The sequence below is a fragment of the Nocardiopsis sp. NPDC058631 genome (assembly GCF_042716955.1).
Classification (GTDB): Bacteria; Actinomycetota; Actinomycetes; order Streptosporangiales; family Streptosporangiaceae; genus Nocardiopsis.
Genome location: NZ_JBHXQY010000101.1, coordinates 1 through 24,233, shown reverse-complemented (window position 1 = coordinate 24,233; position 24,233 = coordinate 1). Strand labels below are relative to the sequence as shown.

The following is a 24,233-nucleotide window of genomic DNA, read 5'->3' as shown; positions in this document are numbered from 1 at the left end:
CTCCGGGCGCCCCCTCGGCGGGGCCGACCCCGCCGGGTACCCCGTCCTGACCTGTGCCCGTGTCCGCCACGTCCGTCCGTCCCACGTGTCCTGCCCGGCCTTTGGGTCCCACCCTGTCCACCGCGTCCCGACCCGTTCGCTTCCGAAGTTGCCTGGCCGCCGCGCGGCTCCGTTCACGGTCCTCCCGGAACTGGCACAGATCGGCCACCCGTTGGAGAGGGGGTGTCCGAAACCGAACCACCCCGGGAACGGCTCATGTTCCTGGTGGCTCCGGCGGTGCTGCGCCCGAAACGCTCCGTTCCGTCCGGGGAGACACGGCCCATTGTAGTGATCCGCGTCGCCGCCAACCCCAGGGCTCACTGAAACGGACCAGTCCTCGGGACCCGTGGGCCCTGTCCTTTTCCCGGGCCCGGTTCGGCCACACAGCCGTAATTCCGCGCCTTATCCGTCTAACTCCGGAGTAAGCGCGTAGAACGCGTGGCTGCCGGGTAACCCAGCTGGAGATGAGTGCACCGGTGAGCGAGGACCACCCCCATGAAGCCCACTCAACACGTTGACCGAACCCCCGCCCCTCGACAGCCACCCCTCCCCCACCGTCGCGCCCACCCCCACCGGCAGCGTCACCCCAGCCCGGGAGGAGTCACCGTGGACGGGCCCTACATCCGGGTCGAAGAGACCGGGGACATCCGTCAGCTCACCGGCGAGGTCACCACGGTCGGCCGTGGCGAGGGCGCCGACGTCCGGCTGAACGATCCGAGCGTCTCGCAGCTGCACGCCGAACTGGTCCGCCGCGGACCCTACGTCTACGTGGTCGACCTGGGACTGTCGCGCAACGGCACCCGCGTCAACGGCCGCCCCATCGCCCGCCGGGTCCTCGACGAGGGCGACGTGGTGAGTTTCGGCACCGCGCGCTGCCGGGTCGGCGGACTGCCCCGCGAGCAGATCAGCCCCGACATCGAGCTGCGCCGGGGTGCCGCCCCTGAGCTCACCCGCCGGGAGCTGGACGTGCTGAACGCGCTGTGCCGGCCCGCCCTCTCCGAGGAGGCCTTCGTCGCCCCGGCCACCGCCCGCGACATCGCCGAAGCCCTGGTCGTCACCGAGGCGGCCGTCAAGCAGCACCTGCTGCGCCTCTACCAGAAGTTCCGCATCCCCGAAGGGCAGAACCGCAGAACCCGGCTGGCCAACGAGGTCGTGGCCCTGGGCCTGGTCCGGCCGATGCCGGTGAGCGGTTCGAGCCGCCGGGCCAGCTGACCGGCCGGCCGGCCCCGGCTCCGCCACGGGGCCGGGCCCGGACGGCCGGGCGCCTCCGGAGTCCTCGGTCCCCGCAAAACGACACGGCCCCGGGCACGCGGAGGGGCGGCCGCGGATCCCTCCGCGACCGCCCCCGTGCCCGTTCGCGCGGTCAGACCGCGGCGGCGGCCTGCCTCTCGGCGGCCTCCACCACGTTCACCAGCAGCATCGCCCGGGTCATCGGGCCGACACCTCCGGGGTTCGGGGACAGGTACCCGGCGACGTCGGCCACGTCCGGGGCGACGTCGCCGACCAGCCCGGCCTCGGTGCGGGAGACCCCGACGTCCAGCACGGCCGCGCCGGGCTTGACCATGTCCCCGGTGATCAGTCCGGGCACGCCCGCGCCCGCCACGACGATGTCGGCGTTCCGGGTGTGCGCGGCCAGGTCACGGGTGCCGGTGTGGCACAGGGTGACGGTCGCGTTCTCGGAGCGGCGGGTGAGCAGGAGCCCGAGGGGGCGGCCCACCGTGACCCCGCGTCCGACCACGACCACCTCGGCGCCCTTGACCGGTACCTCGTAGCGGCGGAGGAGCTCGACGATGCCGCGCGGGGTGCACGGCAGCGGCGCCTCCTCCATCAGGACCAGCTTGCCCAGGTTGACGGGCTGGAGGCCGTCGGCGTCCTTGACCGGGTCGATCAGGCCGAGGACCCGGTTCTCGTCCAGGCCCCTGGGCAGGGGCAGCTGCACGATGTAACCGGTGCAGGCCGGGTCCGCGTTGAGCTCGTGGACGGCCCGCTCCACCTCCTCCTGCGTGGCGGTCCCCGGCAGGTCGCGGCGGATGCTCGCGATGCCCACCTGGGCGCAGTCGCGGTGCTTGCCGCGCACGTACGAGTGGCTGCCCGGGTCGTCCCCGACCAGCACCGTGCCCAGGCCGGGGGTGACGCCCCTGGCCTGCAGTTTCGCCACCCGCTCGGTGAGCTCCTCGCGAATGGACTTCGCGACGGCCTTGCCGTCCAGAACGATCGCGCTCATGCGTTACCCCTCGCTGCTGTGAAGCGGACTCAGTGGAAGAAGTGGCGGGTGCCGGTGAAGTACATGGTCACCCCCGCGGCCTTGGCCGCGGCGACGACCTCCTCGTCGCGGACGGAGCCGCCCGGCTGGACGACCGCCTTCACACCGGCGTCGAGGAGGATCTGGAGCCCGTCCGCGAACGGGAAGAACGCGTCGCTGGCGCCCACCGAGCCGCTCGCCCGGTCCCCCGCACGGGTGACGGCCAGCCCCGCGGAGTCCACGCGGTTGACCTGGCCCATGCCGACGCCGACGGTCGCGCCGCCGGAGGCGAGCAGGATGGCGTTGGACTTGACCGAGCGCACCGCCCTCCACGCGAACGCCAGGTCCGCCAGGGTGGCCTCGTCGGCGGCGTCCCCGCTGGCCAGGGTCCACTCGGCCGGGTCGTCCCCGGGGGCGTCGATCATGTCCCGCGTCTGCACCAGCAGGCCGCCGCTGATCTGGCGGTTCTCGACCCCGGCGCCGAACCCGTCCGCGTCGGCGACCAGCAGCCGGATGTTCTTCTTGCGGGTGAGGATCTCGACGGCCTCGGGCTCGAAGGCCGGGGCGACGACGACCTCGGTGAAGATGTCGGCGACCTGTGCGGCGAGCTTCGCACCCACGGGGCGGTTGGTGGCGATGACGCCGCCGTACGCCGAGACCGGGTCGCTGGCGTGGGCCTTGAGGTGGGCCTCCGCGTTGTCGGAGCCGACCGCGATGCCGCACGGGTTGGCGTGCTTGATGATGGCCACGCACGGCTCGTCGAAGTCGTGGGCGGCGCGCAGCGCGGCGTCGGCGTCCACGTAGTTGTTGTACGACATGGCCTTGCCGTGCAGCTGCTCGGCGCCGGCCAGGCCGGTGGCGGGCGCCCCCTCGACCGTGTAGAGGGCCGCCTGCTGGTGCGGGTTCTCGCCGTACCGGAGCACGTCCTGGCGCCGGTAGCCGACGCCGAGGAAGCCCGGCCGGCCCGACTCGGCGGTCTGCTCGTCGGGGGCGTAGGCGCCGGAGAACCAACCGGCGACGGCCGCGTCGTAGGTGGCGGTGTGCTGGAAGGCGAGGCCGGCCAGGCGCTTGCGCCGCTCCAGGGTGAACCCGCCGTCGCGGACCGCCTCCAGGGTGGCGCCGTAGGCGGCCGGGTCGACCACGACCGCGACGCTCGCGTGGTTCTTGGCGGAGGCGCGCACCATGGCGGGACCGCCGATGTCGATCTTCTCGATGCACTCGGACTCGGAGGCGCCCGAGGCGACGGTCTCCTGGAAGGGGTAGAGGTTGACCACGACCAGGTCGAAGGGGGCGATGCCCAGCTCCTCGATCGTGGCGACGTGCTCGGGGTTGTTCTGGTCGGCGAGAAGACCCGCGTGCACGGACGGGTGCAGGGTCTTGACCCGGCCCTCCATGATCTCGGGGAAGCCGGTGACGTCCTCCACCGGGGTGACGGGGATGCCCGCGTCGCGCAGCCGCGCGGCCGTGGAGCCCGTGGAGACGATCTCCACCCCGGCCTCGGCCAGGCCGATGCCCAGCTCCTCCAGCCCGGTCTTGTCGTACACGCTGATCAGCGCACGCCTGATGGCCTGCTGGGTCACCGGTTCTCCTTCGTTTCGGTCGCGTCGGCGACGCTCTGGTCGGTGCGGCCGAACCGCACGTGCCTGCCGTCGATGGTCCAGCCCTCGCGGGCGAGGCGGCCGACCGTGTCGACCAGCATCCGCCGCTCCACGGTCTTGATGCGCTCGTGGAGGCTGGACTCGTCATCGTCGTCCTCGACGGGAACCGCGACCTGGTCGATGATCGGCCCGGAGTCGACGCCCTCGTCGAGGAAGTGGATGGTGGTGCCGGTGATGCGGACACCGTGGGCGAGCGCGTCACGCACCGCGTGCGCGCCGGGGAAGGAGGGGAGGAGCGCCGGGTGGATGTTGACCGCGGGGTGGCTGCCGACGACGGCGGGCCCGAGAATCCTCATGAACCCGGCCGAGACCACCAGGTCTGGCTCGAAACCGCTGATGTGGTCGGCCATGGCGGCGTTCCACTGGGCGCGGTCGCCGTAGTCGCGGAAGTGCGCGACGAAGGTCGCCACCCCGGCCTCCTCCGCGAGCTCGATGCCGCGGGTCCCTCTGCGGTCGGCTCCGACGGCGACGACGGTCGCCCCGTAGCCGGGATCCCCGGCCGCCTCCAGCAGGGCGGCCATGTTGCTGCCCGTGCCCGATAGGAGGACCACAACTCGCGCGGACAAATGCTTCTCCCAGTGTGTAGAGAACGGTGCGGGAGGGGTCTCCCGGTCTCCGGGGGCGCCGGGGGACGGCGCAGCATCCGGAGGTCGCGTACGCCCCGCATGGTCGCCGGGGTCGGGCCCGGCGTCGCGTGGGGGCGACCCGCCCGCACCCCGTGGAGCAGCCTCCGGGGGCAGTTCCGGGCGACGGTCGGGCCCGCTCGGCCCGTCCGCGTGCCCACCCTATCGGGCCGGGTAGCGTCTACCCACGGGGAGTGGGCGTTGGCACCACTGTGACGGGGGCCTCTACGCCCCCCGGACCAGCCCCGGGACCGCAGACACCCGGCACGCCCCGCACAGGCGGGAGCGGGCCACCACGCCCCGGCGGGGCGTCCGTAAGGAGAGAACCTTGACCGACAACAGTCCGGAACCGCGAACCGAGGGGCAGCCTCCCAGAGTCGAACGAGGCGGCCTGTGGGGCCTGTTCTTCGGGGCGGCCGGCCTGCTGCTCCCTCCCTACGGTGCCGTGCTGTCCGTGTTCGGGGTCGTCCAGGGATTCCGGGCCCGGCGGGCGGCGAGAGAGAACCGCACCCAGGCGCCCGGGGCGCTGCTGAGCGTGCTCGTGGGAGTGGTCGGCATCGTGGTGTCGCTGGCGCTGACCTCGGTCTTCGTGGTGTACCGGGACCAGGTGACGGACTTTCGGGACTGCTCGGCCCGCGCGCACACGGTGTCGAGCCAGGAGGTGTGCGACGAGGCGTGGGAGTCGTCCACCGGGCTCCCGTCCACGGTGATCGCCGCCTGACGGGCCGTCCCGCCGCCCCCTGCGGAGGCGGCCCCTCGCGGTTGCCGCCCGCAGCACCGCGGCCCGCGTCCCCGCCCGTCGCACCCGCGCATCGGTCGCGGCACGGGCGCCCTTCCTGACCCTGTGCGAGGGGCCGGAGGTCTCCCTCCGCCCCCTCGCACACGCGCACGCGTGTTCCCGCGCGGGGACCGGGTCCTCCCGTCCCCGACACCCTGGATCCGCCGCTTCCCGAGGGTCGACCACACCCAGGGTGACTACGGTTAGTATTCAATCGTTTACTAAAAGTATTGCCCACGCATGCGCGGAGAGGACTCGATGGACAGCGACGTCCCCGGCTCGTCCGGACCGGAACTCAGGGAGTACACGGCGCTGCTGCGCCGCCGCTGGAGGTTGGTCGGCGCCGGGGTGCTCGGCGGGCTGGTCCTCGCCACCGCCGGGGTCCTCGGCCTGCCCTCCACCTACACCTCCGCCGCGGCGGTCCAGGTGCAGCCCACCGGACTGGGGCAGTTCACGGGGGAGCAGTCCGGCCGTCTGGCCGGGGGCGTCAACCTCGACACCGAGGCGCAGGTCCTGGTGTCGGAGCGGGTGTCGGCCGCCGTCGCGCAGACCCTGGCCGACACCGGCCCCGGGCCCGCACCGGCCGCGGACGAACTGCGCGAGCGCGTCGAGGTGAGCGTGCCGCCCAACAGCAACGTGCTGGAGATCCGCTACTCCGCGGGGAGCCCGCAGGCCGCGCAGGCGGGCGCGCAGGCCTACGCGGACGCCTACCTCGATCTGCGCCGCGCCCAGGCACAGGACCTGGTCAGCAGCCAGTTGGAGGCGCTGCGCGCGGAGCAGGAGAACCGCTACGAGGCCCTCGCCGAGGTGCCCGGCGGCGACGCGCGCTCCCCCGGCGACACGGCCCGGGCAGACGCGCTGCGCCAGGAGATCACCGACCTCGGCAACGGGATCAGCCCGCTCAGCGCCCTCCAGGAGACGGTCCGCCCCGGCACCGTGATCACCCCGGCAGGGCTCCCGGAGAGGGCGAGCAGCCCGGTGCCGGCCCTGTGGCTGGTCGGCGGCGCTGCCCTCGGACTGGTCGCGGGCCTGCTCGCGGCCGTGGTCCGCGACCGCCTCGACCCGCTTCTGCGCGACACCGAGGAGACCGCCCGGATCGGGCGGCTGCCGGTTCTGCTCGACCTGTCCGCGCACCCGCCCCGGTCGTCCCCGGACGTCCGCTCCCCCGGTCTGCTGGCCGACGGGGAGGAAGGCGGTCAGCGGGTCAACGAGTTCGCGCACCTGCTACGCGCCCGCGTCCGCCTCCCGGACGACCTCGGCGTCGCCGCTCCCGGGAGGGGCCGGACACCGGGAGCGGGCGGACCCGACGGCGGCACCGGAGCCGCGGAGATCGCGGAACTCTCCGGCCTCGCCGAGTCGGCGGGGTCCGCCGACGACCGGCCGGGCCCGGGCCGCGTCCTCCTGGTCGCCGCGAGCACCCCTGGCCGTGCGGGCGCGGCGACGGCCGTCAACCTGGCCGCGGCCCTGGCCCGCACCGGTTCGGAGACCCTGCTGGTGTGCACGGACCCGGGGGCCGACACCGTCGGCGAACTGCTCGGCCTGCCGGAGGGTCCCGGCCTGGCCGAGGCCCTGCTGGAGGGGGAGGACCCCGCAGACCTGGAGGTGCGCCCCGAAGCCGTGCCCCGCCTGCGCGTCCTGCGCCACGGGAGCCCCGGGCTCACCGCGCCGGTGCAGGGGACAGCGATGACGGAACTGGTGCGGCTGCTGCGCGCGAACGCCGAGTACGTGGTCGTCTCCGTGGCCCCGGTGAGCGAGCGCGCCGACGCGCACGCCCTGGCCGGGTCGGCGGACCTGCTGCTTCCCGTGGTCGAACTGGGCCGCACCAGGCGGGTGGACCTGGACGGCCTGCTCACCCTCGCCGACAGGTTCGGGGTGCCCGTCCCGGGTACCGCCGTCCTGCCGCCCCGGCCGTCACCCGGACCCGCCCCGGGGACCTCCGCGGCCTCCGGCGCAACCGCGCAGGACGGGACCGCGGGCCTCGAACCGGACGCCGCGAGTTCCGACGCCGCCGACGGTCCCGACCCCACCGGGAACGAGACGTCCGAGCCCGCCGAACCGGCCCCCGCGGGCTCCGCGGACGCCGCGAACGCCGACGGCACCGATGAGAGCCCCGAGCCCGCCGACGCGGCGTCCGGGGCACGGCGCTGATGGCCGAAGGCATGTCCGCCCGCGGTCTCCGGTCGGCCGGGACCGCGGGCTCCTGGACCGCACGGAGCCCCGGCGTCCCGGACGTGCTCGTCCCCCTCCGGACGCGCTCGTCCCACTCCGCCGGCCGCCCCCTGATCTGGCTGCTGGCCGGGTACCCGCTCTGGTGGGCCCTGGGGATGGGGCAGTTCGCGTACTGGCTGTTCGCGGTGCCGATGGCCGCCGAGCTCGTCCGCCGCCACCGCGCGGCGGGCCTGCGGGTCCCCCCTGGGTTCTGGCTCTGGGCCCTGTTCCTGGTGTGGACACTGCTCGGGCTGCTCCTCGTCCCGCTGGAGGTGCCGGGCACCATCCCGGACAGCGGTGGGTACGGCGGTGCCCTTCTTCGTGCGGTCGACTACCTCGTGCTGACGGTCCTGCTGCTCTACGTCGGCAACCTGACCGAACGGGAGCTGCCCGCGGGTGACGTCGTGCGGGCACTGTCGGTGCTCTGCCTGGCCACGATCGCGGGCGGCTTCCTGGGCCTGCTCGCCCCCCGCTTCGAGTTCACCGCGCCGCTGGAGTACCTCCTGCCCGCGGGTCTGGCCTCCGACGCGTACGTGCAGGCCCTCGTCCACCCCGCGTCCGCGCAGGTCATGGACATCTTCGGGTACGACTCGGCCCGCCCCAAGGCCCCCTGGGAGTACACCAACATCTGGGGCTACATGCTCTCCCTGCTCCTGGTGTGGCTCGTGGTGGGCTGGGTGGTCCAGGGGTCCGGTTGGGTCCGCTGGGGCGCGCTGACGGCTGCCGCCCTGTCGGTGGTCCCCGCCGTGTACTCGCTCAACCGGGCCCTGTGGGTGGGCCTGGCGCTCTCCCTCTCCTACGGCGCCGTGGTCGCGCTGCGCCGGGGCCGGGTGGTGCTGGTGGGCGCCTGCGCCGCCGCCGCCGTGGTCGCCCTGCTGGTCCTGGCCGCGTCCCCGCTCGCCGACGTGGTCAGGACGCGTGCCGACAACCCGCACAGCAACGACGGCCGGGCCGCCACCAACTCCGCGTCCCTGGAGGCGGCCGACCTCTCCCCCGTCGTGGGCTGGGGCACCACCCGGGAGTCACAGGGGAGTTCCGGTTCGATCGCGGTCGGCCCCACACCGGAGTGCCCCGGCTGCGGTCAACACGTCATCGGCAACGCCGGGCAGCTCTGGATGACCCTCATCACGGCCGGATGGGTGGGAACCGCCCTCTCCACCGGGTTCTTCGCGTGGGTCGCGTGGCGCTACCGGGCCGCCTCCACACCGGTGGGGCAAGGAGCCCTGCTGACCGTGCTGCTGCTGTTCTGGTACATGTTCTTCTACGTCGCGCTGATGTCCCCGCTGGCCGTCACCATGGTCGCCGTCGCCCTGCTGTGGCGGGACGGCGCACCGGTGCCCGGCCGGGGTCGGGCCGCGCGCACACGCGGAGGTCTGCGGTGAACAGCGAGACGACCTACCTGACCGACCTCGCGGCGGTGCTGTGGCCGTGCGGCGGGCTGCTCGGGCCCGGTGACCGGGGCATGCGGCGGAGGGTCCGCCGCGACCGGGGCACCCAGTACCTGCCGGTGCCCAGCGCCCACAACCCCCGGGTGATCCTGCCCGCGTACAACCGGTCCGCCGCCACCCGCGGCATCGCGTCCTTCGCCCAGGGCCACTCGTTGCGGGAGAGGGCGCGCACGCTGCTGCTGACAGGGGCGTTCGCGACCGGGATGGCGCCGCTGCTGCTCCGGGACCGGCTGTACGTCGGGGCGGGCCCCGGGATCGAGCACGCGCTCACCACCGCCCTCGACCGCGACCTGTCCATCGCCATCCACGTGGGTCCGCCCAGGGCCAACCGCAAACCCGTCCTGCTCCTGCTCACACCCAGTGGTCGGACCATCGGCTACGCGAAGGTCGCCGTCAACGACCTGACCTCGCGCCTGGTGCGCGCCGAGGCGCGGGCCCTGCGGCACCTCGCCGCGTCCTTCCTGAGGGACGTCACCGTGCCGCGCCTGCTCTACGAGGGCGAGTGGAACGGCCATCCGCTGCTGGTGCAGGAGGCACTGCCCGTCGGCGACCAGACGGACCGGCCCACGCGCCACCAGCTGCTGCGGTGCGTCACACAGATCGCGGGCGTGGCGAGGGTGCGGGAGCGGAGGCTCTCCGACAGCCCCTACCGGGGTTCGCTGGAGGAGCGGATCGTGGCGCTCGGCGCCCGGCCCGAGGCCGCACCCCTTCGCGCCGCCCTGCGCCGGCTGCCGGACGTGCGCGTGCCGTTCGGGGCCTGGCACGGCGACCTCACCCGGTGGAACATCGCCAGTACCGCCCGGCGCGCGTTCGTGTGGGACTGGGAACGGCTCTGCCTGGACGCCCCTGCGGGCTTCGACGCCCTGCACTACGACCTCAACGAGTGCGTGCAGGCCGGGGTCCACCCCGGCGTGCACCGATGGCTGGACAGCGGGTCGCGGCTCCTGCGCGACCCCCTCGTGGCCGAGACCGGGTTGCGCCCGCACACGGTCTCCACCGTGATGGCGCTCTACCTGATCGACCTGGCCACGCGCTACCTGCACGACCGGCAGGCCGAGAGCGGCGGCCGTCTCGCCGCCGTGGACGACTGGCTGCTCCCCGCGCTGGAAGGGCTCCAGGACAGAGCCGCCCACGAGGCCGCCCACCCGGGCTGACCCGGCCCCTGCCGCCGCCCGCGGCGACGGGGCGGCGAGGCCGCCACGGAAAACGCACCACCGACACCGGGCCGCGACGGCCGCCGGCACCCGCACCGGCGAACACCCGCGGCGCCGGTCGTCGCGACCGCCCGCCGAACACCGGCGGACAGGACGACCGAAGCCCACAGAGAGGGAACACCCGATGCCACGGAACACCTCCCCCGCACTGGTCCACCGTCTGGCCGGTCCGGCCAGGCAGGTGCTCCTGCCCCTGGCGGACGGCCTGGGCGGGGCGACCAGCTCCGCCCGCGCCGTGCCCGACTTCCTGATCTGCGGCGCCCAGCGCTCGGGTACGACGTCGCTGTTCAAGGCGCTCTGCCGGCACCCAGCCGTCACCGGGCCGACCCTGCGCAAGGGCGTCCACTACTTCGACACCGGGTACCACCACGGTCCGAGCTGGTACCGGTCCCGCTTCCCCCTGCGCATGACGCTGCGGGCACGCTGGGGAAGGCCCCGGGTGAGGGTGTGCGAGTCCAGCCCGTACTACCTGTTCCACCCCCGGGCGGCCAAGCGCATCGCCATCGCCCTGCCCGACGTGCGGGTGGTGGTGATCCTGCGCGACCCGGTGGAGCGTGCGTACTCCGCGCACGCGCACGAGACGGCCCGCGGGTTCGAGACGGAGCCGTTCGAGCTGGCGGTGGAGCTGGAGTCCAAGCGGCTCTCCGGCGAGGAGGAGCGCCTCCTGGCCGACCCGGGGTACCACTCCCACTCCCACCAGCACCACGCGTACGTGGCGCGCGGGCACTACGTGGACCAGCTGCTGAGGATGGAGCGTCACCTGGGGCGCAACCGGATCCACGTGGTGGACTACGCGGACCTGTTCGACGGAACCGCGCGGTCGCTCGCCGGGATCGAGCAGTTCCTGGGGCTGCCTCCTGGTCCGGGGACCGCACCGGGGCGGCACAACGCACGCGAGCGCGCGGTGATGCCCGAGGGGCTGCGGGCGGAGCTGACGGAACGGTTCGCCGAGAGCAACGCCCGTCTGGCGACCTGGTGGGGACGTACTCCCTCGTGGTGCGAGTGACCGACACCGCGGACGGGCGGGTCTCGGGCCGGGGGGCCGGGCAGTCGGCGGGGCTGCGCCGGGTGCTGCGCGGCGGCGCCGTCAACATGGCGGGGGCCGTGGTCGGCGCCGGGCTGAACCTGGCCCTGATCGTGGCCATCACGCGGGCGTTCTCGCAGGAGACCGCGGGGCTGCTGTTCTCGGCGACGTCGGTGTTCCTGATCGCGGCGTCGGTGGCGAACCTGGGCGCACCGGACGCGCTCGTGTACTTCATCGCCAGGATGCGCGTGTTCGGCCGGCAGGGGGGCGTGCCACGGCTGCTGGGACTGGCCATGGGTCCCGCCGTCGGGGCCGCGTGCGTGTTGGCGGGTGCGCTGCTGGTGTTCGCGGAGCCGATGGCCGGCGCCATGGGAGACGGGCAGGCCGCGACCTACCTGCGGCTGCTGGCGGTGTTCCTGCCGTTCGCGGTGCTCACCGACGCCGCGTTGGCGGCGACGCGGGCGCACCACGACATGGCGGGCACCGTACTGGTGGACAGGGTGGGACGACCGCTGGCCCAGCTGGGGCTGGTGGCGGGGGTCGCGGTCACCGGTTCGGCCGGGCTGCTGGCCCTGGCCTGGGCGGGGCCGTACCTGCCCGCCGCGGTACTGGCGTGGTTCTGGCTCGGGAGGATCGTGCGGGGCGCCGCCCGGTACGGGTTGGAACCGGAGGCGGGGACGGGCGGAGACGCCGCGCCGGAGGGCGTCGTCGCAGGCGTCGGCGGCCCCGGGGACGGGGACGGACCGGTGACGCCGCGGACCTTCTGGGCGTTCGCGCTCCCCCGCGCGCTGGGCGGGATCGCCCAGATGGGCGTACAGCGCGGCGGTGTGGTCCTGGTCGCGCTGCTCAGCGGCCTGACGGGCGCGGCGGTGTTCACGGCCGCCACGCGGGTCATGGTGGTCGGCCAGTTCGGCACACAGGCGGTGCTGTACGCCGCGCAGCCGAGGTTCGCCGAGCAGGTCGCGACGGGGGACCACGCGGGGATCAGGACCCTCTACCAGGTGGCTACGTCGTGGCTGGTGTGTGTGACGTGGCCGCTGTACCTGTCGGTGCTGGTGTTCGCCCCGGAGGTGATGCTGCTCTTCGGACCGGGCTACTCGGCGGGGGCGACGGCCCTGGTCGTGGTGTGCGCGGGGCAGCTGCTGTGGTCCGTGCTGGGCATGGGCGACCTGATCCTGACGATGACCGGCCGGACCGGGCTGAACCTGCTGAACAACGTGGCGTCGCTGGTGGCGAACGTGGCCGTGTGCGTGGTGCTCGTCCCCTCGACGGGTGCCACGGGGGCGGCCGCGGCACTGGTCGTGGCGGTACTGGTCCGCAAGGTGCTGCCGCTGTGGCAGCTGCGGTCCGAGGTCGCGCTGCACCCGTTCAGCCTTCCGGTGGGGGCCGCCACGGCCAGCTCCGCGCTGTGGTTCGGCGCCCTCCCGCTACTGGTGGGCGCAGTGCTGGGCGGTGGGGTCGCCACGGTGGCCGCGACGGTGGCCACCGGTGTGCTCGGGCACCTGGTGACGGTGTGGTCGCTGCGGGGGTTCCTGGGTCTGCGGCCGCACCGCTGAACCGCCCCGCAGGAGCGGCCGACCGACCGCGGGCCACCCGTGTGATTACCCTGAGTTATGAAATGATGACAGCATGTCTGTACCCGTGGTTCTCCTGGTGGCCTCCAGCGGTGGCCACCTCACCCAGTTGTGCTCGCTGCGGCCCTGGTGGAAGGAGCGCGAGCGCATGTGGGTGACCTTCCGGACCCCCGACGCCGAAGCGGCCCTCGCCGGCGAGAGGGTCCGCTGGGCCTTCCACCCCACCACACGCCACGTCGGCAACCTGCTGCGCAACACGTGGCTGGCCTTCCGGGTCCTGCGCGAGCGGCGCCCCTCCACCGTCGTCACGACCGGCGCCGGGGTGGCCCTGCCGTTCTTCGTCCTGGCCTGGCTGCTGAGGATCCCGACCGTCTACATCGAGGTCTACGACCGGATCGACACCCCCACCCTCACCGCGCGCCTGTGCCGTCCCTTCACGCGCCTGTTCCTCGCCCAGTGGGAGGAGCAGCGGACCTTCATGCCGACCGCCATCACGGTAGGACCACTCCTGTGACAGAACAGACCACCCACCCGGCTCCGGAACCCGAGCGCAGCGACCACCCGGACGTGGTCGTCAGCATCGGGACCGACCACCACGCCTTCGACCGCCTGGTCCGGTGGATCGACGACTACGCCCGCCGCCACCGGGACCTGCGCATCCTGGTCCAGCACGGGCACAGCGCGGCGCCGGAGGTCGCGACGGGGACCCGTTTCCTTCCCGGGGACGAACTCGGCTCGCACATGCGCGGGGCCCGGGTGGTCGTCACCCACGGCGGACCGGGCACCATCGTCCAGGCACGCGACGCCGGACACCTGCCCCTCGTCGTCGCCCGCGACCCCGAGCTGGACGAGCACGTGGACGACCACCAGCTCCTCTTCGTGCGCCGCCTGGAGGAGGCGGGCCGGGTCCGCGCCTGCTCCAGCTCCCAGCAGCTGTCCGCGCTCATCGACAAGGCCCTCACCTCACCCGAGGACTTCCGCGTCCGGCCCTCCGCCGAGGACGGACCCGAGCGGGCGGCGCTGCGCGCGGGGCAGCTGATCGACCTGCTGACGGACACCCCCGCCCAACCCGGTACCACGGAGGCCGTCGAGGACCCCGCCGACACCTGGCCCGAGGTGACCGTCGTGGTACCCACCCGGGACCGGCCCGAGCTGCTGCGCCGCACCCTGCGCGCGATCGAGGAACAGCGCTACCCGGGCCGCATCACCACGATCGTGGTCTTCGACAACAACCTGCCCGACCCCGCCCTGGCCCGCGCCGACGGTGAGCGCCCCGTGCGCGTGGTCACCAACACCCTCACCCCCGGCCTGGCCGGGGCCCGGAACACCGGGGTCCTCGCCGCCCACACCGACCTGGTCGCCTTCTGCGACGACGACGACACCTGGCTGGCGGACAAACTCCGGCCCCAGGTCGAGGTCATGCGCGCCGAACCCGACACCGAGATGGTGTGCTGCGGCATCACGGTGGTCTACGACCGCGTGGAGGCGGTGCGGAGCCTGGACCGGACCCGCGTCACCTTCGGCGACCTGATCGCGTCACGGCTGACGGAGTTGCACCCGTCCACGTTCCTGATCCGGCGCCGCGCCATGGTCGGCGGCTGCGGAACGGTCAGCGAGGAGATCCCGGGCAGCTACGCGGAGGACTACGAACTCCTGCTGCGACTGGCCAAACGCACCCCGATCCGCAACATCCCCGAACCGGGCGTGCGGGTGCTGTGGCACCGCCGCTCCCACTTCTCGGGCCGCTGGCAGACCATCTCCACGGCGCTGCGCTGGTTGCTGGAGCACTACCCCGAGTTCCGGCTCGTGCCGCGCGGCTATGCCCGCGTCGCCGGCCAGATCGCCTTCGCCGAGGCCTCTGCCGGAAGTCGCGGGACCGCGCTGAGGTGGATCGGCGCCACCCTCCGGAACCGGCCGTCCGAGGGCCGTGCCTACCTGGCGCTCCTGGTGGTCTGCGGTGTGCCGCCCGGGTGGATCACACGCGCGCTCCACCTCCGCGGGAAGGGTGTCTAGCTCCGGGGGGCCGTTGTCCGTCCGGACTCGCAGGGGTGGCGCCCGAGCGGCCCGCCCCCGGCGCCGGGCGCCGGCCCGCGGGGCGGGCCCCGCGCTCAGTCGCGGCGGGCGGCCTCCTCGGCGAGGCTCCGCACCCGCTCGGGCAGGTGCACGTACGGGTTCTGGCCGGCCAGCTGGAACCCCCGTTGGGCGTACTCGTTGGACCGGATGCGGAAGTCGCAGCCAGGCGTCACCTTGTTGTCCCACACCTTGACCGCGCGCACCCGCTCGTAGCGGCGCAGGACGTCGGGGATGTCGGAGTACCACTTGAGGGTCTCCCGGGGCCCGATGTCGGTGGTGCCCATCTCGCCGATCATCACCGGCTTGTCCGGGTCGATGCCGTGCTCGGGCCCCTCGTTCTGGATCCAGTCGTAGGCGGGCCGGAGCGCGTCCTCGAACGAGAGCACCTCGGTCCAGTTCGGCTGGACGTCGCAGCCGGTCATGTTGTACGCCTCCCAGCTGATCCAGTCGACGTAGTCGTTGCCCGGCCAGAGCCTGGGGAGGCGGTCGAGGTTGGACTCCCACCCGGTCACGTTCCAGACCCAGATGGCGTTGTCGGCGCCCTCGGCCCGGTAGAGGTCCACGATGTGCCGCCACGAGGCCACGAACTCCTCGGGGGTGCCGCGCTTGTTGTAGCGCTTGTTGGCGTCGGCCTCGTGGTCGAAGGTGACGAAGTAGGGCACGTCCAGGGCGGCGATACCCCGCGCCTGGGACCGCAGCTGCTGGTCGAACTCCCCGTCGGTGATCGACCGGTAGGCGACCTCCGGGTGCCCGGTGAGTGTGAAGCGGCGCGCCTCGATGTTGGTGTGCACGAACCGCCCCTCCGCGACCATGCCCCGCTCGCGTGGGCCGGGGACGTCGGCCTGGTCGACGCCGCGCCAGGTGTACACGATGTCCATGTCGCGGTCGGCGGCCTCCTCCAGCTGCTCGACCTGGTCCCCGTAGGGGCTGCCCCCCCACCAGACCCCGCAGGAGGGTTCCAGGATCTCCGACACGGTGCAGCGGTACTCGGTCGCCGAGGGCAGGCCGAGGAAGGACGCCGTGTCGTCGGGAGGCGCGGACCGGCGGTCGGAGGCCGTGGCCTCCCCGGGTGGCGCGCTCACCGCGCCGACGAGCGTCAGGGCGAGGAGCAGTGTCCCCGCGGCTGCCATGTCCCGTACCGGTCCCCTGTCCACTGCGAGCCCCCTAGTCAGAAAAACACAACAGAGAGTTATTAATCAGCTACCATACGTTATATTTTCGGCACGCAACACTCCCACCGGGCCCAACGCACACACACCCCGAAAATCGGACCCCGAAGGCGCGGAGGGCTGTCGACGGCGCCACCGCCGACACGCCCGGACCGGGGGCGCGGGGCCGCGCCGTGCCTCAGTATCCGTAGCGCCTGCGGGACGGGGAGGTCACGGCGGTCACCAGGTGGCGCCGCCAGGGCGCCAGGGCCTCCCGCCACACGTGGTCGGCGCGCACACCGATCCGCCCGGTGGCGAACCTCATGGGGTTCCCCGACACGGCGTGCCCCCCGGTCAGCCGGGCCCGCCCCCCTTCCGCCTCCAGCGGGCCGCTCCCGTCCCTGGTCTCGCCCGCGTACCCCGAGAACGAGGCGACGCGGGCGAACTCGCCGACCGGATCGTCGACGAAGTCCTCGTAGCGGACCCTCAGGGTGGGCGTGCCGCGTCGGGCCAGCGCGTCGAACGTGGCGTTCTGCGCCATCCACTGCACCGCCGCACGGCCGGGTGAGTAACGCGCCATCTCCGGCTCGCTGCTGGCCTCGGACGCGTCCGGCCGGACCACGCTCTTGCCCCAGGCATGGGCGACCGCGCGGGGGTCGCGCACCACGTGCAGCAGCCGCATCCGGGTGCCGTAGCGCCGGCGCAGGCACGCGGCCAGGGACGCGTGCTTGCTGGCGTCCACGACCACGCGCGCACCGCTGACCCGGGCCACGGCAGCGTAGAGGCGGTGGTAGAACTCCGTGTAGCGCTCGCAGCGGGCGGCGAGGCGGCCCTCCCGCGCGCCGTTCAGCAGAGCCGGCAGGAACCGGGTCCGGTCGACCCCGTCCTTGAGCCGCAGCACCTCGCCGGCGTCCAGGCGGTCCCAGCCGCCGAAGGCCTCGGTGCCCACATCGGACCAGAAGCCGCAGTCGGAGAACGGCCGGCCGCAGCCGCACCTCTCGTTCTCCAGCAGCCCCCGACGCCACAGGTGCACGATCTCGCCGACCGAGCAGAACCCGGGCAGCTCCCCGAGCAGCCGCTCGATGAGGGTCGATCCGGAGCGTCCCATGCCGCCGACGAACACCAGGCGATAACCGTCGTCCACACACCCAGGCTATTACTCCCCGTCAGAAGAACGCGACAGCACGTCATATCTCGCCGTGTCCGGCCCGCAGGGCCGAGGGGCGTCGGCGGCCCCCGAGACGACGAACGGCCCCGGCCGGGGAGTCACACCCTGACCGGGACCGCCCGTGTTCTCACTCAGTAGTCGGGGGGCGGGCTGTGGACGCGCGGGGTCTCCGCAGCCGCTCCCCGGTTACAGGCCGGTGACGTTGAGCAGCAGGTTGACGGTGCCGGAGGGCACGCCGCTCAGCTTGTCGGCGCTGGCGTTGGTGACGAGCCACTCCTGGACGGTCGCCTGGTCGGCGTCGCCGAGGCTGCTCTTGTAGAGCGCGGCGGCGCCGGCCACGTGCGGGCTGGCCATCGAGGTGCCGTCGAAGGAGTCGGTCCCGCCACCGGGGACGGTCGACTCGACGTCCACGCCGGGGGCGTAGATGTCCACGTCCGCGCCGTGGTTGGTGAAGGAGGCAGAGGTGTCGGTCTGGTCGGACGCCGCCACCGTGGCCACGCCGTCGGCACCGCCCGGGGAGGTGTTACCCGTGTCCTGGCCCTCGTTGCCCGCCGCGACGGCGACGAACACGCCGGCCGCGGCGAGGTTGTTGACGGCCTCGTCCAGGGTCGGGGAGACCGGGCCGCCCAGGGACAGGTTCGCGACCGAGTTCGCACCGGCGTTCTCGGCGACCCAGTCGACACCCGCGACGACGTCGTCGTAGGAGCCCGAGCCGTTGTCGTCGAGGACCTTGACACCGAGGAGCTCGGCGCCGGGGGCGACACCGTAGGAGTCGGAGCCGATGGTGCCCGCGACGTGGGTGCCGTGGCCGTTGCCGTCGCCGCCGTCGCCGCCGTAGGCGTCGAAGGCCGACGAGGCGCGACCGCCGAAGTCCGGGTGCGAGGCGTCGATGCCGGTGTCGATGATGTAGGCGAAGACGCCGGACCCGTCACCGGTGGTGCTGTAGGAGCCGTCCAGGGGGAGGTCCTCCTGGTCGATGCGGTCCTGGCCCCAGGTGACGGTGGTGTGCGCGACGCCGACCTCCTCGACGTAGGCGACACCGTCCCGCGCCCGCATGTCCCGCACCTGGCTGGAGCTCAGGCTGGCCGAGTAGCCGTTGACGACCTCCTTGTAGGTGTGGTTCACCTGGTCCGCGGAGATGCCGAGGGACGACGCGCTCAGGGAGGACGTGCTGACCGAGTCCTCAAGGACGACGAAGTAGTCGCCGTCCACCGCGGCGTCGCTGGTGTGGAGGGGCGCGAGCTCGTCGGCGCTCGCGGAGACGGCGCCGGAGAGAACGAGGGGGAGGGAGAGGGCGCCGGCGGCGGCCACGCTGATCGCCACGCGCCGAGTGATGTGCTTCTGCACTCTTATTCTCCTTGTCGGGGGTTTGGGAATGGGAGGTGCACAGTGAGGTATAACCGAGCGTATTCACCCGATTTCATCCTTCCTGCGATTCGCCACCCTAGTAACGATCTTCCCTATATGCCAGAGTCAGGGCTAGGTTTTTTTACGTCCAACAAACACTGTCTTCCTACCCCCACTGGAGATTTGAACCCCTCGGACCTGCCCACATGCCTCACCGAATCCGCCCCGACACAGCCCTGCAGTGGGCAAACGCTTATTTCCCCGACACTCGTGGTACGCAGTACCAGAGAGGCTGAAACAGGGTTTTACCGTGGGGAACCATTTCGCAAGAATCCGAATGTCGCGGCCTTCCTCTCGGAAACGCCCGTGTCCCGGGCGTACCCGTCCCACAGGGGCCACCGCCTCCCCCACCGCGACCGGGCCCGCCCCCGGAGACGCGGAAGGGGCCGCCCGGGGGCGGCCCCTGTACCGAAGGTGTCCGTTTTCTGCTTCCCGTCACACAGGCAACGGTTCCGGTCAGCCCACTAATCGGTCTTGACGACCATCCCCGCACCGACGGTGGTGTTCGTGGCCTCGTCGATGAGAATGAACCCGCCCGTCTGCCGGTTGCGGGAGTACTCGTCGACGAACAGCGGCTGGGTGGAGCGCAACCGCACCCTGCCGATCTCGTTCAGCGCCAGGTGTTCCGCCTGCTCGTCGCGGTGCAGCGTGTTGACGTCCAGCCGGTACCGCAGGTCCTTGACGACGACCTTCGCGGTCCTGGTGGTGTGCTTGAGCAGGAGCTTGGAACGCGGGGTGAGCTTGCGGGCGTCCGTCATCCAGCAGACCATCGCCTCCAGATCCTGCGTGGTTGTCGGCGCGTTGTTGGGGCGGCAGATCATGTCGCCCCGGGAGATGTCGATCTCGTCCTCCAGCAGGAGGGTGACCGACATCGGCGAGTAGGCCTCGGAGACGTCCCCGTCCGCGGTGACGATCCTGGCGATGCGCGTGTTCAGCCCGGAGGGCAGGTGGGTGACCTCGTCGCCCGGCTTGAGGACGCCGCCCGCGAGCTGGCCCGCGTAGCCCCGGTAGTCGTGCAGTTCGGGGTCGTCGGACTTGTGCGGACGGATCACGTACTGCACCGGGAAGCGCGCGTCGATCAGGTTGCGGTCGGAGGCGATGTGCACGTTCTCCAGGTGGTGCAGCAGGGAGGGCCCGGTGTACCAGGGCATGTTCTCCGAGCGGGTCACCACGTTGTCCCCGTGCAGCGCGGAGATGGGCACGAAGGTGAGGTCGCGGGCGTCCAGCTTGGTGGCGAAGTCGCTGAACTCCGCCTTGATCTCCTCGAACCGCTCCTCGGAGTGGTCCACCAGGTCCATCTTGTTGACCGCCAGCACCAGGTGCGGGACCTGGAGCAGGGTGGTGAGGAACGCGTGGCGGCGGCTCTGCTCCTGGAGCCCCTTGCGGGCGTCCACCAGGATGATCGCCAGGTCAGCGGTGGAGGCACCGGTGACCATGTTGCGCGTGTACTGGATGTGCCCGGGGGTGTCGGCGATGATGAAGGTGCGTCTGGGCGTGGCGAAGTAGCGGTAGGCCACGTCGATCGTGATGCCCTGCTCGCGCTCGGCGCGCAGGCCGTCGGTGAGAAGCGCCAGGTTGGTGTGCTCCTCACCGCGCGCGACGCTGGTGCGCTCCACCGCGTCGAGCTGGTCCTCGAAGATCGACTTGGAGTCGTAGAGCAGTCGGCCGATCAGGGTGCTCTTACCGTCGTCGACGGAGCCCGCCGTCGCGAACCGCAGGATGTCGTTGTTCATGCTTGCCTGATCCAATGTGAAAAGTGTGGGCGGCTCAACAACCGGATGGCGTCGGCGGTGGCCTGCGCCGGGAACGTCCGTCAGGAGGCGGGCGGGGTGGCGTGCGGCCGGTTCCGCGTCGCCGGTGTCCGTGGGAGTGGTGGATCCCGGCGCGGCCGGGGCCGGCGCCGGAGGCGTCCTCCGGGAGGGGCGGGCTAGAAGTATCCCTCCCGCTTGCGGTCCTCCATCGCCGCCTCGCTGGCGCGGTCGTCGGCGCGGGTCTGCCCGCGCTCGGTGATCCGGGTGGCGGCGATCTCGGCGATGATGTCGTCGATCTCCACCGCCGCGGACTTGACCGCCCCGGTGCAGGTCAGGTCGCCGACGGTGCGATAGCGCACGGTCTCCTCGAACGGGACCTCGGTGTCGTCGCGCTGGATGAGCGGCGAGTCGGAGAGCAGGATGCCGTCGCGCTCGAAGACCCGGCGCTCGTGCGCGAAGTAGATGGAGGGCAGTTCCAGCCGCTCCCTCCGGATGTAGGCCCACACGTCCAGCTCGGTCCAGTTGGAGATCGGGAAGACCCGGATGTGCTCGCCCCGGTCGATGCGGGTGTTGAACACGCTCCACAGCTCGGGGCGCTGGTTCTTGGGATCCCACTGGCCGAACTCGTCACGGAAGGAGAAGATCCGTTCCTTCGCCCGGGCCTTCTCCTCGTCGCGCCGGGCGCCGCCGAAGGCCGCGTCGAACCCGTTGTCCTCGATGGCCTCCAGCAGCGCGGACGTCTGGAGGCGGTTACGGCTCGCCCAGCGCCCCGTGGGCTCGGACACCTTGCCCGCGTCGATCTGCTCCTGCACCGAGGCGACGACCAGCCGCACCCCGGCCTCGGCGACCCTGCGGTCGCGGAACTCGATGACCTCATCGAAGTTGTGGCCCGTGTCGACGTGCATGACGGGGAACGGGACGGCCCCGGGCCAGAACGCCTTCTCCGCGAGGCGGAGCATCACGATGGAGTCCTTGCCCCCGGAGAAGAGCAGCACCGGCCGCTCGAACTCCGCGGCCACCTCGCGCATGATGAAGATCGCCTCGGCCTCAAGGACGTCCAGCTGTGAGAGCTGGTAGCGCCCGGGTGCCTGCTGACTCGTCTGACCCATGAATCCGCCTTAGAAATACCGACACGGCCGACGGCGGAGGGATCGTTCGGTCAGCCCCCCGCGTGCGGACCCGCGCTGTCCAGGTCCGCCCCGTCGCGGATGCTCGCCAACAACATACCCGACAATTCCGATCGGCATACAAGGACATCGGGGAGTAGCGGGTCGGCTACGTTGTAGCGCAGTTCGGAGCCGTCGATTCGGGATGTGTGCAGGCCGGAGGCCCGTGCGACCGCCACCGGGGCCGCGCTGTCCCACTCGTACTGGCCGCCCGCGTGCACGTAGATGTCGGCGATGCCGAGCAGCACCGCGCAGATCTTCGCACCCGCCGATCCCATCGGGACCACCTCGGCGCCGAGCTGTGTCGCCATCCGCTGGACGAAGGCGGGCGGACGGGTCCGGCTGGCCGTGATGCGCAGCCGCTGTCCCGCGGGGCGCTCCTCCGGCAGCCAGGGCGGGTCGACCGTGGAGAGTGTGCTGCCCTGGGCGGGGAGCGCAACGGCTCCCGCGACCAGGTCGCCGTTCTCCCACAGGGCGACGTGCACCGCCCAGTCGGTGCGGCCCGCCTCCGCGAACTCGCGGGTACCGTCGAGCGGATCGATGATCCACACCCGCCTGGCCTTGAGCCTGGCGAGGTCGTCGGCACCCTCCTCGGAGAGCACCGCGTCGCTGGGCCTCAGCCGCCCCAGCGCGGAGAACAGGAACTCGTGGGAGGTGCGGTCGCCCAGTGTGCGCAGCACGTCGGGCTCGTCGAAACCGTGCCTGGCGCGCAGGCGCAGCAGCAGCTGACCCGCCTCGCTCGCCAGGTCGCGGGCCACCTCATGATCGTTTCGGATGTTCTTCACCGGCTAGTATGCTCCCGCCCCACGGATAACCGCTGACCACGTCTTCCACAGGATCTGGATATCCAGCGTCAGCGACCAGTTTTCCACGTACCGCAGATCGAGGCGGACCGATTCCTCCCACGAGAGGTCGGACCGACCGCTGACCTGCCACAGCCCCGTCAGCCCCGGCTTGACCACCAGCCTCCGTCGGACGTCGTGCCCGTACTGGGCGACCTCCTCCGGCAGCGGCGGCCTGGGGCCGACGAGCGACATCTCCCCCCGGACCACGTTGATGAGCTGGGGTAGCTCATCGAGCGAGTACCGACGCAACCATGCCCCCACGGACGTCACCCGGGGGTCGCGGCGCATCTTGAACAGCACTCCGTCGTGCTCGTTGCGGGACCGGAGCATCGCCTTCAACGCCTCGGCCCCGACCACCATGGTACGAAACTTGTACACGGTGAACTCGACGCCACCCCGCCCTACACGGGTCTGCGTGAAGAGCGCGGGGCCCCGGCCCTCCACCCGGATGAGGACGAACAGGGCCAGGAACAGCGGAGCCAGCAGGAACAGCGCGAACGCGGCGGCGGAGCGGTCGAAGCCCGATTTGAGGACACGGCGGACACCGACCAGCTCCGGATGCTCCACGTGCAGGAGCGGCAGGCCCGCGACGGGCCGGATGGAGGTCCGCGGTCCCGCGACCTCCATCAGCGCCGACGCGACGATGATGTCGGTACCGCTCTTCTCCAGCTGCCAGGCCAGGCGGCGCAGCTCGATCCCGTCCATCTCCGGGCAGGCGAGGACCGCGACGGTGTCGGCGCCGACGAGGGCGGCCGCGTCGGCCGCGTCGACGAAGGCACCGAGGACCGGGCAGCCCTCCACCTTGTCCGTCACCAGGCCGGGGACGACGTCGCTCTGGGGCAGGCACACGCCGACGACGCGCATGCCGTGGTAGGCCTCGTCGCGGAAGCGTCCGATGAGGTCTCCGGCCGCGGCCCTGTGTCCGACGACCACCACGCCGCTCATGCACTGGCCGGAACGCCTCCTCCGGTGCAGCGCCTTGCGGCGCCCGTACCGCAGGGCGAGGCTGGCCAGGACGACGAGTGGGAGCGCGACGAGCGCGTAACCGCGCGCGAGGTCGAACGTGACCGCGTAGGCGCCGATCGCGACGGCCGCGGCGAGGGCGACCCCGGCGGTGGCGACGCGCCGGTACTCCTCGGTGCCCACCCCGAGGAAGCGCCGGGCGTAGCCGCCGCCCAGGTAGACGAACAGGACCCACACGAAGGGCAGGAGGAGGGACACGTGGACGTGGGTGGCGGTGGTGGCCGCCCCGAGTGAGCCGTGGAACCGGACGACGGTCCCGACCAGGGTCGCCGCGAAGGCCGCGGCGAGGTCCAGGGCGACGAGGCTCACGACGTACGGTCGCGTCCACGAGCCGGAGCGGATCCCCTGCCCCGCCCCGCCCCCGGGGCGGTGGAGACCGGTGTCGGTCCCCCGGCGGCCGGCCCCTCCTCCCGTACCGACGGCGATGCGCGGCGGCTGTTCACGGGCGGTCTTCACCCCGCTGGTGGTGATCATGCATCCCCCAAGGCCACTGCTGTGGAAGCCTTACTTCGAGCCATTTCCTCAGGCGCCACGGGGCTCGACGCGAAGATCAGGAGCGGGGCGTCTGGCCGGGAGCGCACACGGACCAACGACCAGAACAGTAACCCAAAGTAGTGGAAATGTCACGCTGTGCTGCATGGGCCCGGTCGGAGGGGACCACGGCCCGGCCGAGGACGCGCCGTCGGCGGGACTCGGGCCGCCGGGAGCGACCCACCGGGGACGGGCAGACGTGACTTCCGGAAGGGGAGTGACCTCCGCCGCCCGGTACCCCGGAGACAACCGGCTCACAGCACTGATCAACGACCTGCGCAACGCCAGCGACCGCTTCGACGACCTCTGGGAC

19 protein-coding genes are annotated in these 24,233 nt (G+C 72.4%); 9 read left to right on the top strand and 10 right to left on the bottom strand.

The genetic code is table 11. The features are described 5' to 3' along the window. The first annotated feature begins 645 nt into the window (after positions 1-645). Complete coding sequence (locus ACFWTE_RS25115) at positions 646-1,251, top strand: FHA domain-containing protein (protein ID WP_378782352.1); 606 nt, start codon at positions 646-648, stop codon at positions 1,249-1,251. A 151-nt stretch (positions 1,252-1,402) separates the two neighbouring features. Here ACFWTE_RS25115 and ACFWTE_RS25110 read toward each other — a convergent pair whose 3' ends face one another. From ACFWTE_RS25110 to purN, 3 genes are read right to left on the bottom strand one after another with little or no spacing between them, the layout of a single operon-like run. Beyond that, positions 1,403-2,263: a bifunctional methylenetetrahydrofolate dehydrogenase/methenyltetrahydrofolate cyclohydrolase gene (locus ACFWTE_RS25110; protein WP_378782350.1), complete on the bottom strand. Its 861-nt coding sequence runs from the start codon at positions 2,261-2,263 to the stop codon at positions 1,403-1,405. 29 nt (positions 2,264-2,292) lie between these two features. After that, positions 2,293-3,861, bottom strand: a complete 1,569-nt coding sequence (gene purH / locus ACFWTE_RS25105) for a bifunctional phosphoribosylaminoimidazolecarboxamide formyltransferase/IMP cyclohydrolase (RefSeq protein WP_378782349.1) — start codon at positions 3,859-3,861, stop codon at positions 2,293-2,295. Beyond that, positions 3,858-4,505: a phosphoribosylglycinamide formyltransferase gene (gene purN / locus ACFWTE_RS25100; protein ID WP_378782348.1), complete on the bottom strand. Its 648-nt coding sequence runs from the start codon at positions 4,503-4,505 to the stop codon at positions 3,858-3,860. The genes purH and purN overlap by 4 nt, the downstream gene beginning before the upstream one ends. A 385-nt stretch (positions 4,506-4,890) precedes the next feature. Here purN and ACFWTE_RS25095 point away from each other — a divergent pair, with 385 nt between their 5' ends. From ACFWTE_RS25095 to ACFWTE_RS25060, 8 genes are all read left to right on the top strand, one after another. Then, on the top strand, positions 4,891-5,283 hold the full coding sequence (locus ACFWTE_RS25095) for a DUF4190 domain-containing protein (protein ID WP_378782347.1): 393 nt from the start codon (positions 4,891-4,893) through the stop codon (positions 5,281-5,283). A 297-nt stretch (positions 5,284-5,580) separates the two neighbouring features. Then, positions 5,581-7,488, top strand: coding sequence for a hypothetical protein (locus tag ACFWTE_RS25090; protein ID WP_378782346.1), 1,908 nt, complete (start codon positions 5,581-5,583; stop codon positions 7,486-7,488). Between the two features lie 176 nt (positions 7,489-7,664). Next, positions 7,665-8,930: a ligase gene (locus tag ACFWTE_RS25085; protein ID WP_378782354.1), complete on the top strand. Its 1,266-nt coding sequence runs from the start codon at positions 7,665-7,667 to the stop codon at positions 8,928-8,930. Next, positions 8,927-10,150 carry an aminoglycoside phosphotransferase gene (locus ACFWTE_RS25080; protein ID WP_378782345.1) on the top strand — a complete coding sequence of 408 codons (1,224 nt, stop codon included), beginning with the start codon at positions 8,927-8,929 and terminating at the stop codon, positions 10,148-10,150. The genes ACFWTE_RS25085 and ACFWTE_RS25080 overlap by 4 nt, the downstream gene beginning before the upstream one ends. A gap of 184 nt (positions 10,151-10,334) precedes the next feature. Beyond that, complete coding sequence (locus tag ACFWTE_RS25075) at positions 10,335-11,216, top strand: sulfotransferase family protein (RefSeq protein ID WP_378782344.1); 882 nt, start codon at positions 10,335-10,337, stop codon at positions 11,214-11,216. Then, the gene (locus ACFWTE_RS25070; protein WP_378782343.1) at positions 11,186-12,790 is read left to right on the top strand and encodes a lipopolysaccharide biosynthesis protein; all 1,605 of its coding nucleotides are present in this window, start codon (positions 11,186-11,188) and stop codon (positions 12,788-12,790) included. Before ACFWTE_RS25075 ends, ACFWTE_RS25070 begins: the two co-directional genes overlap by 31 nt. Positions 12,791-12,863: 73 nt before the next feature. Further along, the gene (locus ACFWTE_RS25065; RefSeq protein WP_378782342.1) at positions 12,864-13,322 is read left to right on the top strand and encodes a UDP-N-acetylglucosamine--LPS N-acetylglucosamine transferase; all 459 of its coding nucleotides are present in this window, start codon (positions 12,864-12,866) and stop codon (positions 13,320-13,322) included. Beyond that, the gene (locus tag ACFWTE_RS25060) at positions 13,319-14,821 is read left to right on the top strand and encodes a glycosyltransferase (protein WP_378782341.1); all 1,503 of its coding nucleotides are present in this window, start codon (positions 13,319-13,321) and stop codon (positions 14,819-14,821) included. The genes ACFWTE_RS25065 and ACFWTE_RS25060 overlap by 4 nt, the downstream gene beginning before the upstream one ends. Positions 14,822-14,916: 95 nt before the next feature. Here ACFWTE_RS25060 and ACFWTE_RS25055 read toward each other — a convergent pair whose 3' ends face one another. The 7 genes from ACFWTE_RS25055 to ACFWTE_RS25025 all read right to left on the bottom strand — a co-directional run bounded on the left by ACFWTE_RS25055 (position 14,917) and on the right by ACFWTE_RS25025 (position 23,863). Continuing rightward, positions 14,917-16,011, bottom strand: a complete 1,095-nt coding sequence (locus tag ACFWTE_RS25055; protein WP_378782340.1) for a glycoside hydrolase family 26 protein — start codon at positions 16,009-16,011, stop codon at positions 14,917-14,919. Between the two features lie 217 nt (positions 16,012-16,228). Further along, a complete protein-coding gene (locus ACFWTE_RS25050) occupies positions 16,229-17,137 on the bottom strand; it encodes a sulfotransferase (RefSeq protein WP_378782353.1) in 909 nt (302 codons plus the stop codon). Between the two features lie 246 nt (positions 17,138-17,383). Beyond that, positions 17,384-18,544: a S8 family peptidase gene (locus ACFWTE_RS25045; RefSeq protein ID WP_378782339.1), complete on the bottom strand. Its 1,161-nt coding sequence runs from the start codon at positions 18,542-18,544 to the stop codon at positions 17,384-17,386. 524 nt (positions 18,545-19,068) lie between these two features. Beyond that, positions 19,069-20,337, bottom strand: coding sequence for a sulfate adenylyltransferase subunit CysN (cysN, locus tag ACFWTE_RS25040; RefSeq protein ID WP_378782338.1), 1,269 nt, complete (start codon positions 20,335-20,337; stop codon positions 19,069-19,071). 194 nt (positions 20,338-20,531) lie between these two features. Then, on the bottom strand, positions 20,532-21,464 hold the full coding sequence (cysD, locus tag ACFWTE_RS25035; protein WP_378782337.1) for a sulfate adenylyltransferase subunit CysD: 933 nt from the start codon (positions 21,462-21,464) through the stop codon (positions 20,532-20,534). Positions 21,465-21,514: 50 nt separating this feature from the next. Continuing rightward, positions 21,515-22,306: a 3'(2'),5'-bisphosphate nucleotidase CysQ gene (locus ACFWTE_RS25030; protein ID WP_378782336.1), complete on the bottom strand. Its 792-nt coding sequence runs from the start codon at positions 22,304-22,306 to the stop codon at positions 21,515-21,517. 3 nt (positions 22,307-22,309) lie between these two features. Further along, complete coding sequence (locus ACFWTE_RS25025; protein WP_378782335.1) at positions 22,310-23,863, bottom strand: sugar transferase; 1,554 nt, start codon at positions 23,861-23,863, stop codon at positions 22,310-22,312. Between the last annotated feature and the right edge of the window lie 370 nt (positions 23,864-24,233).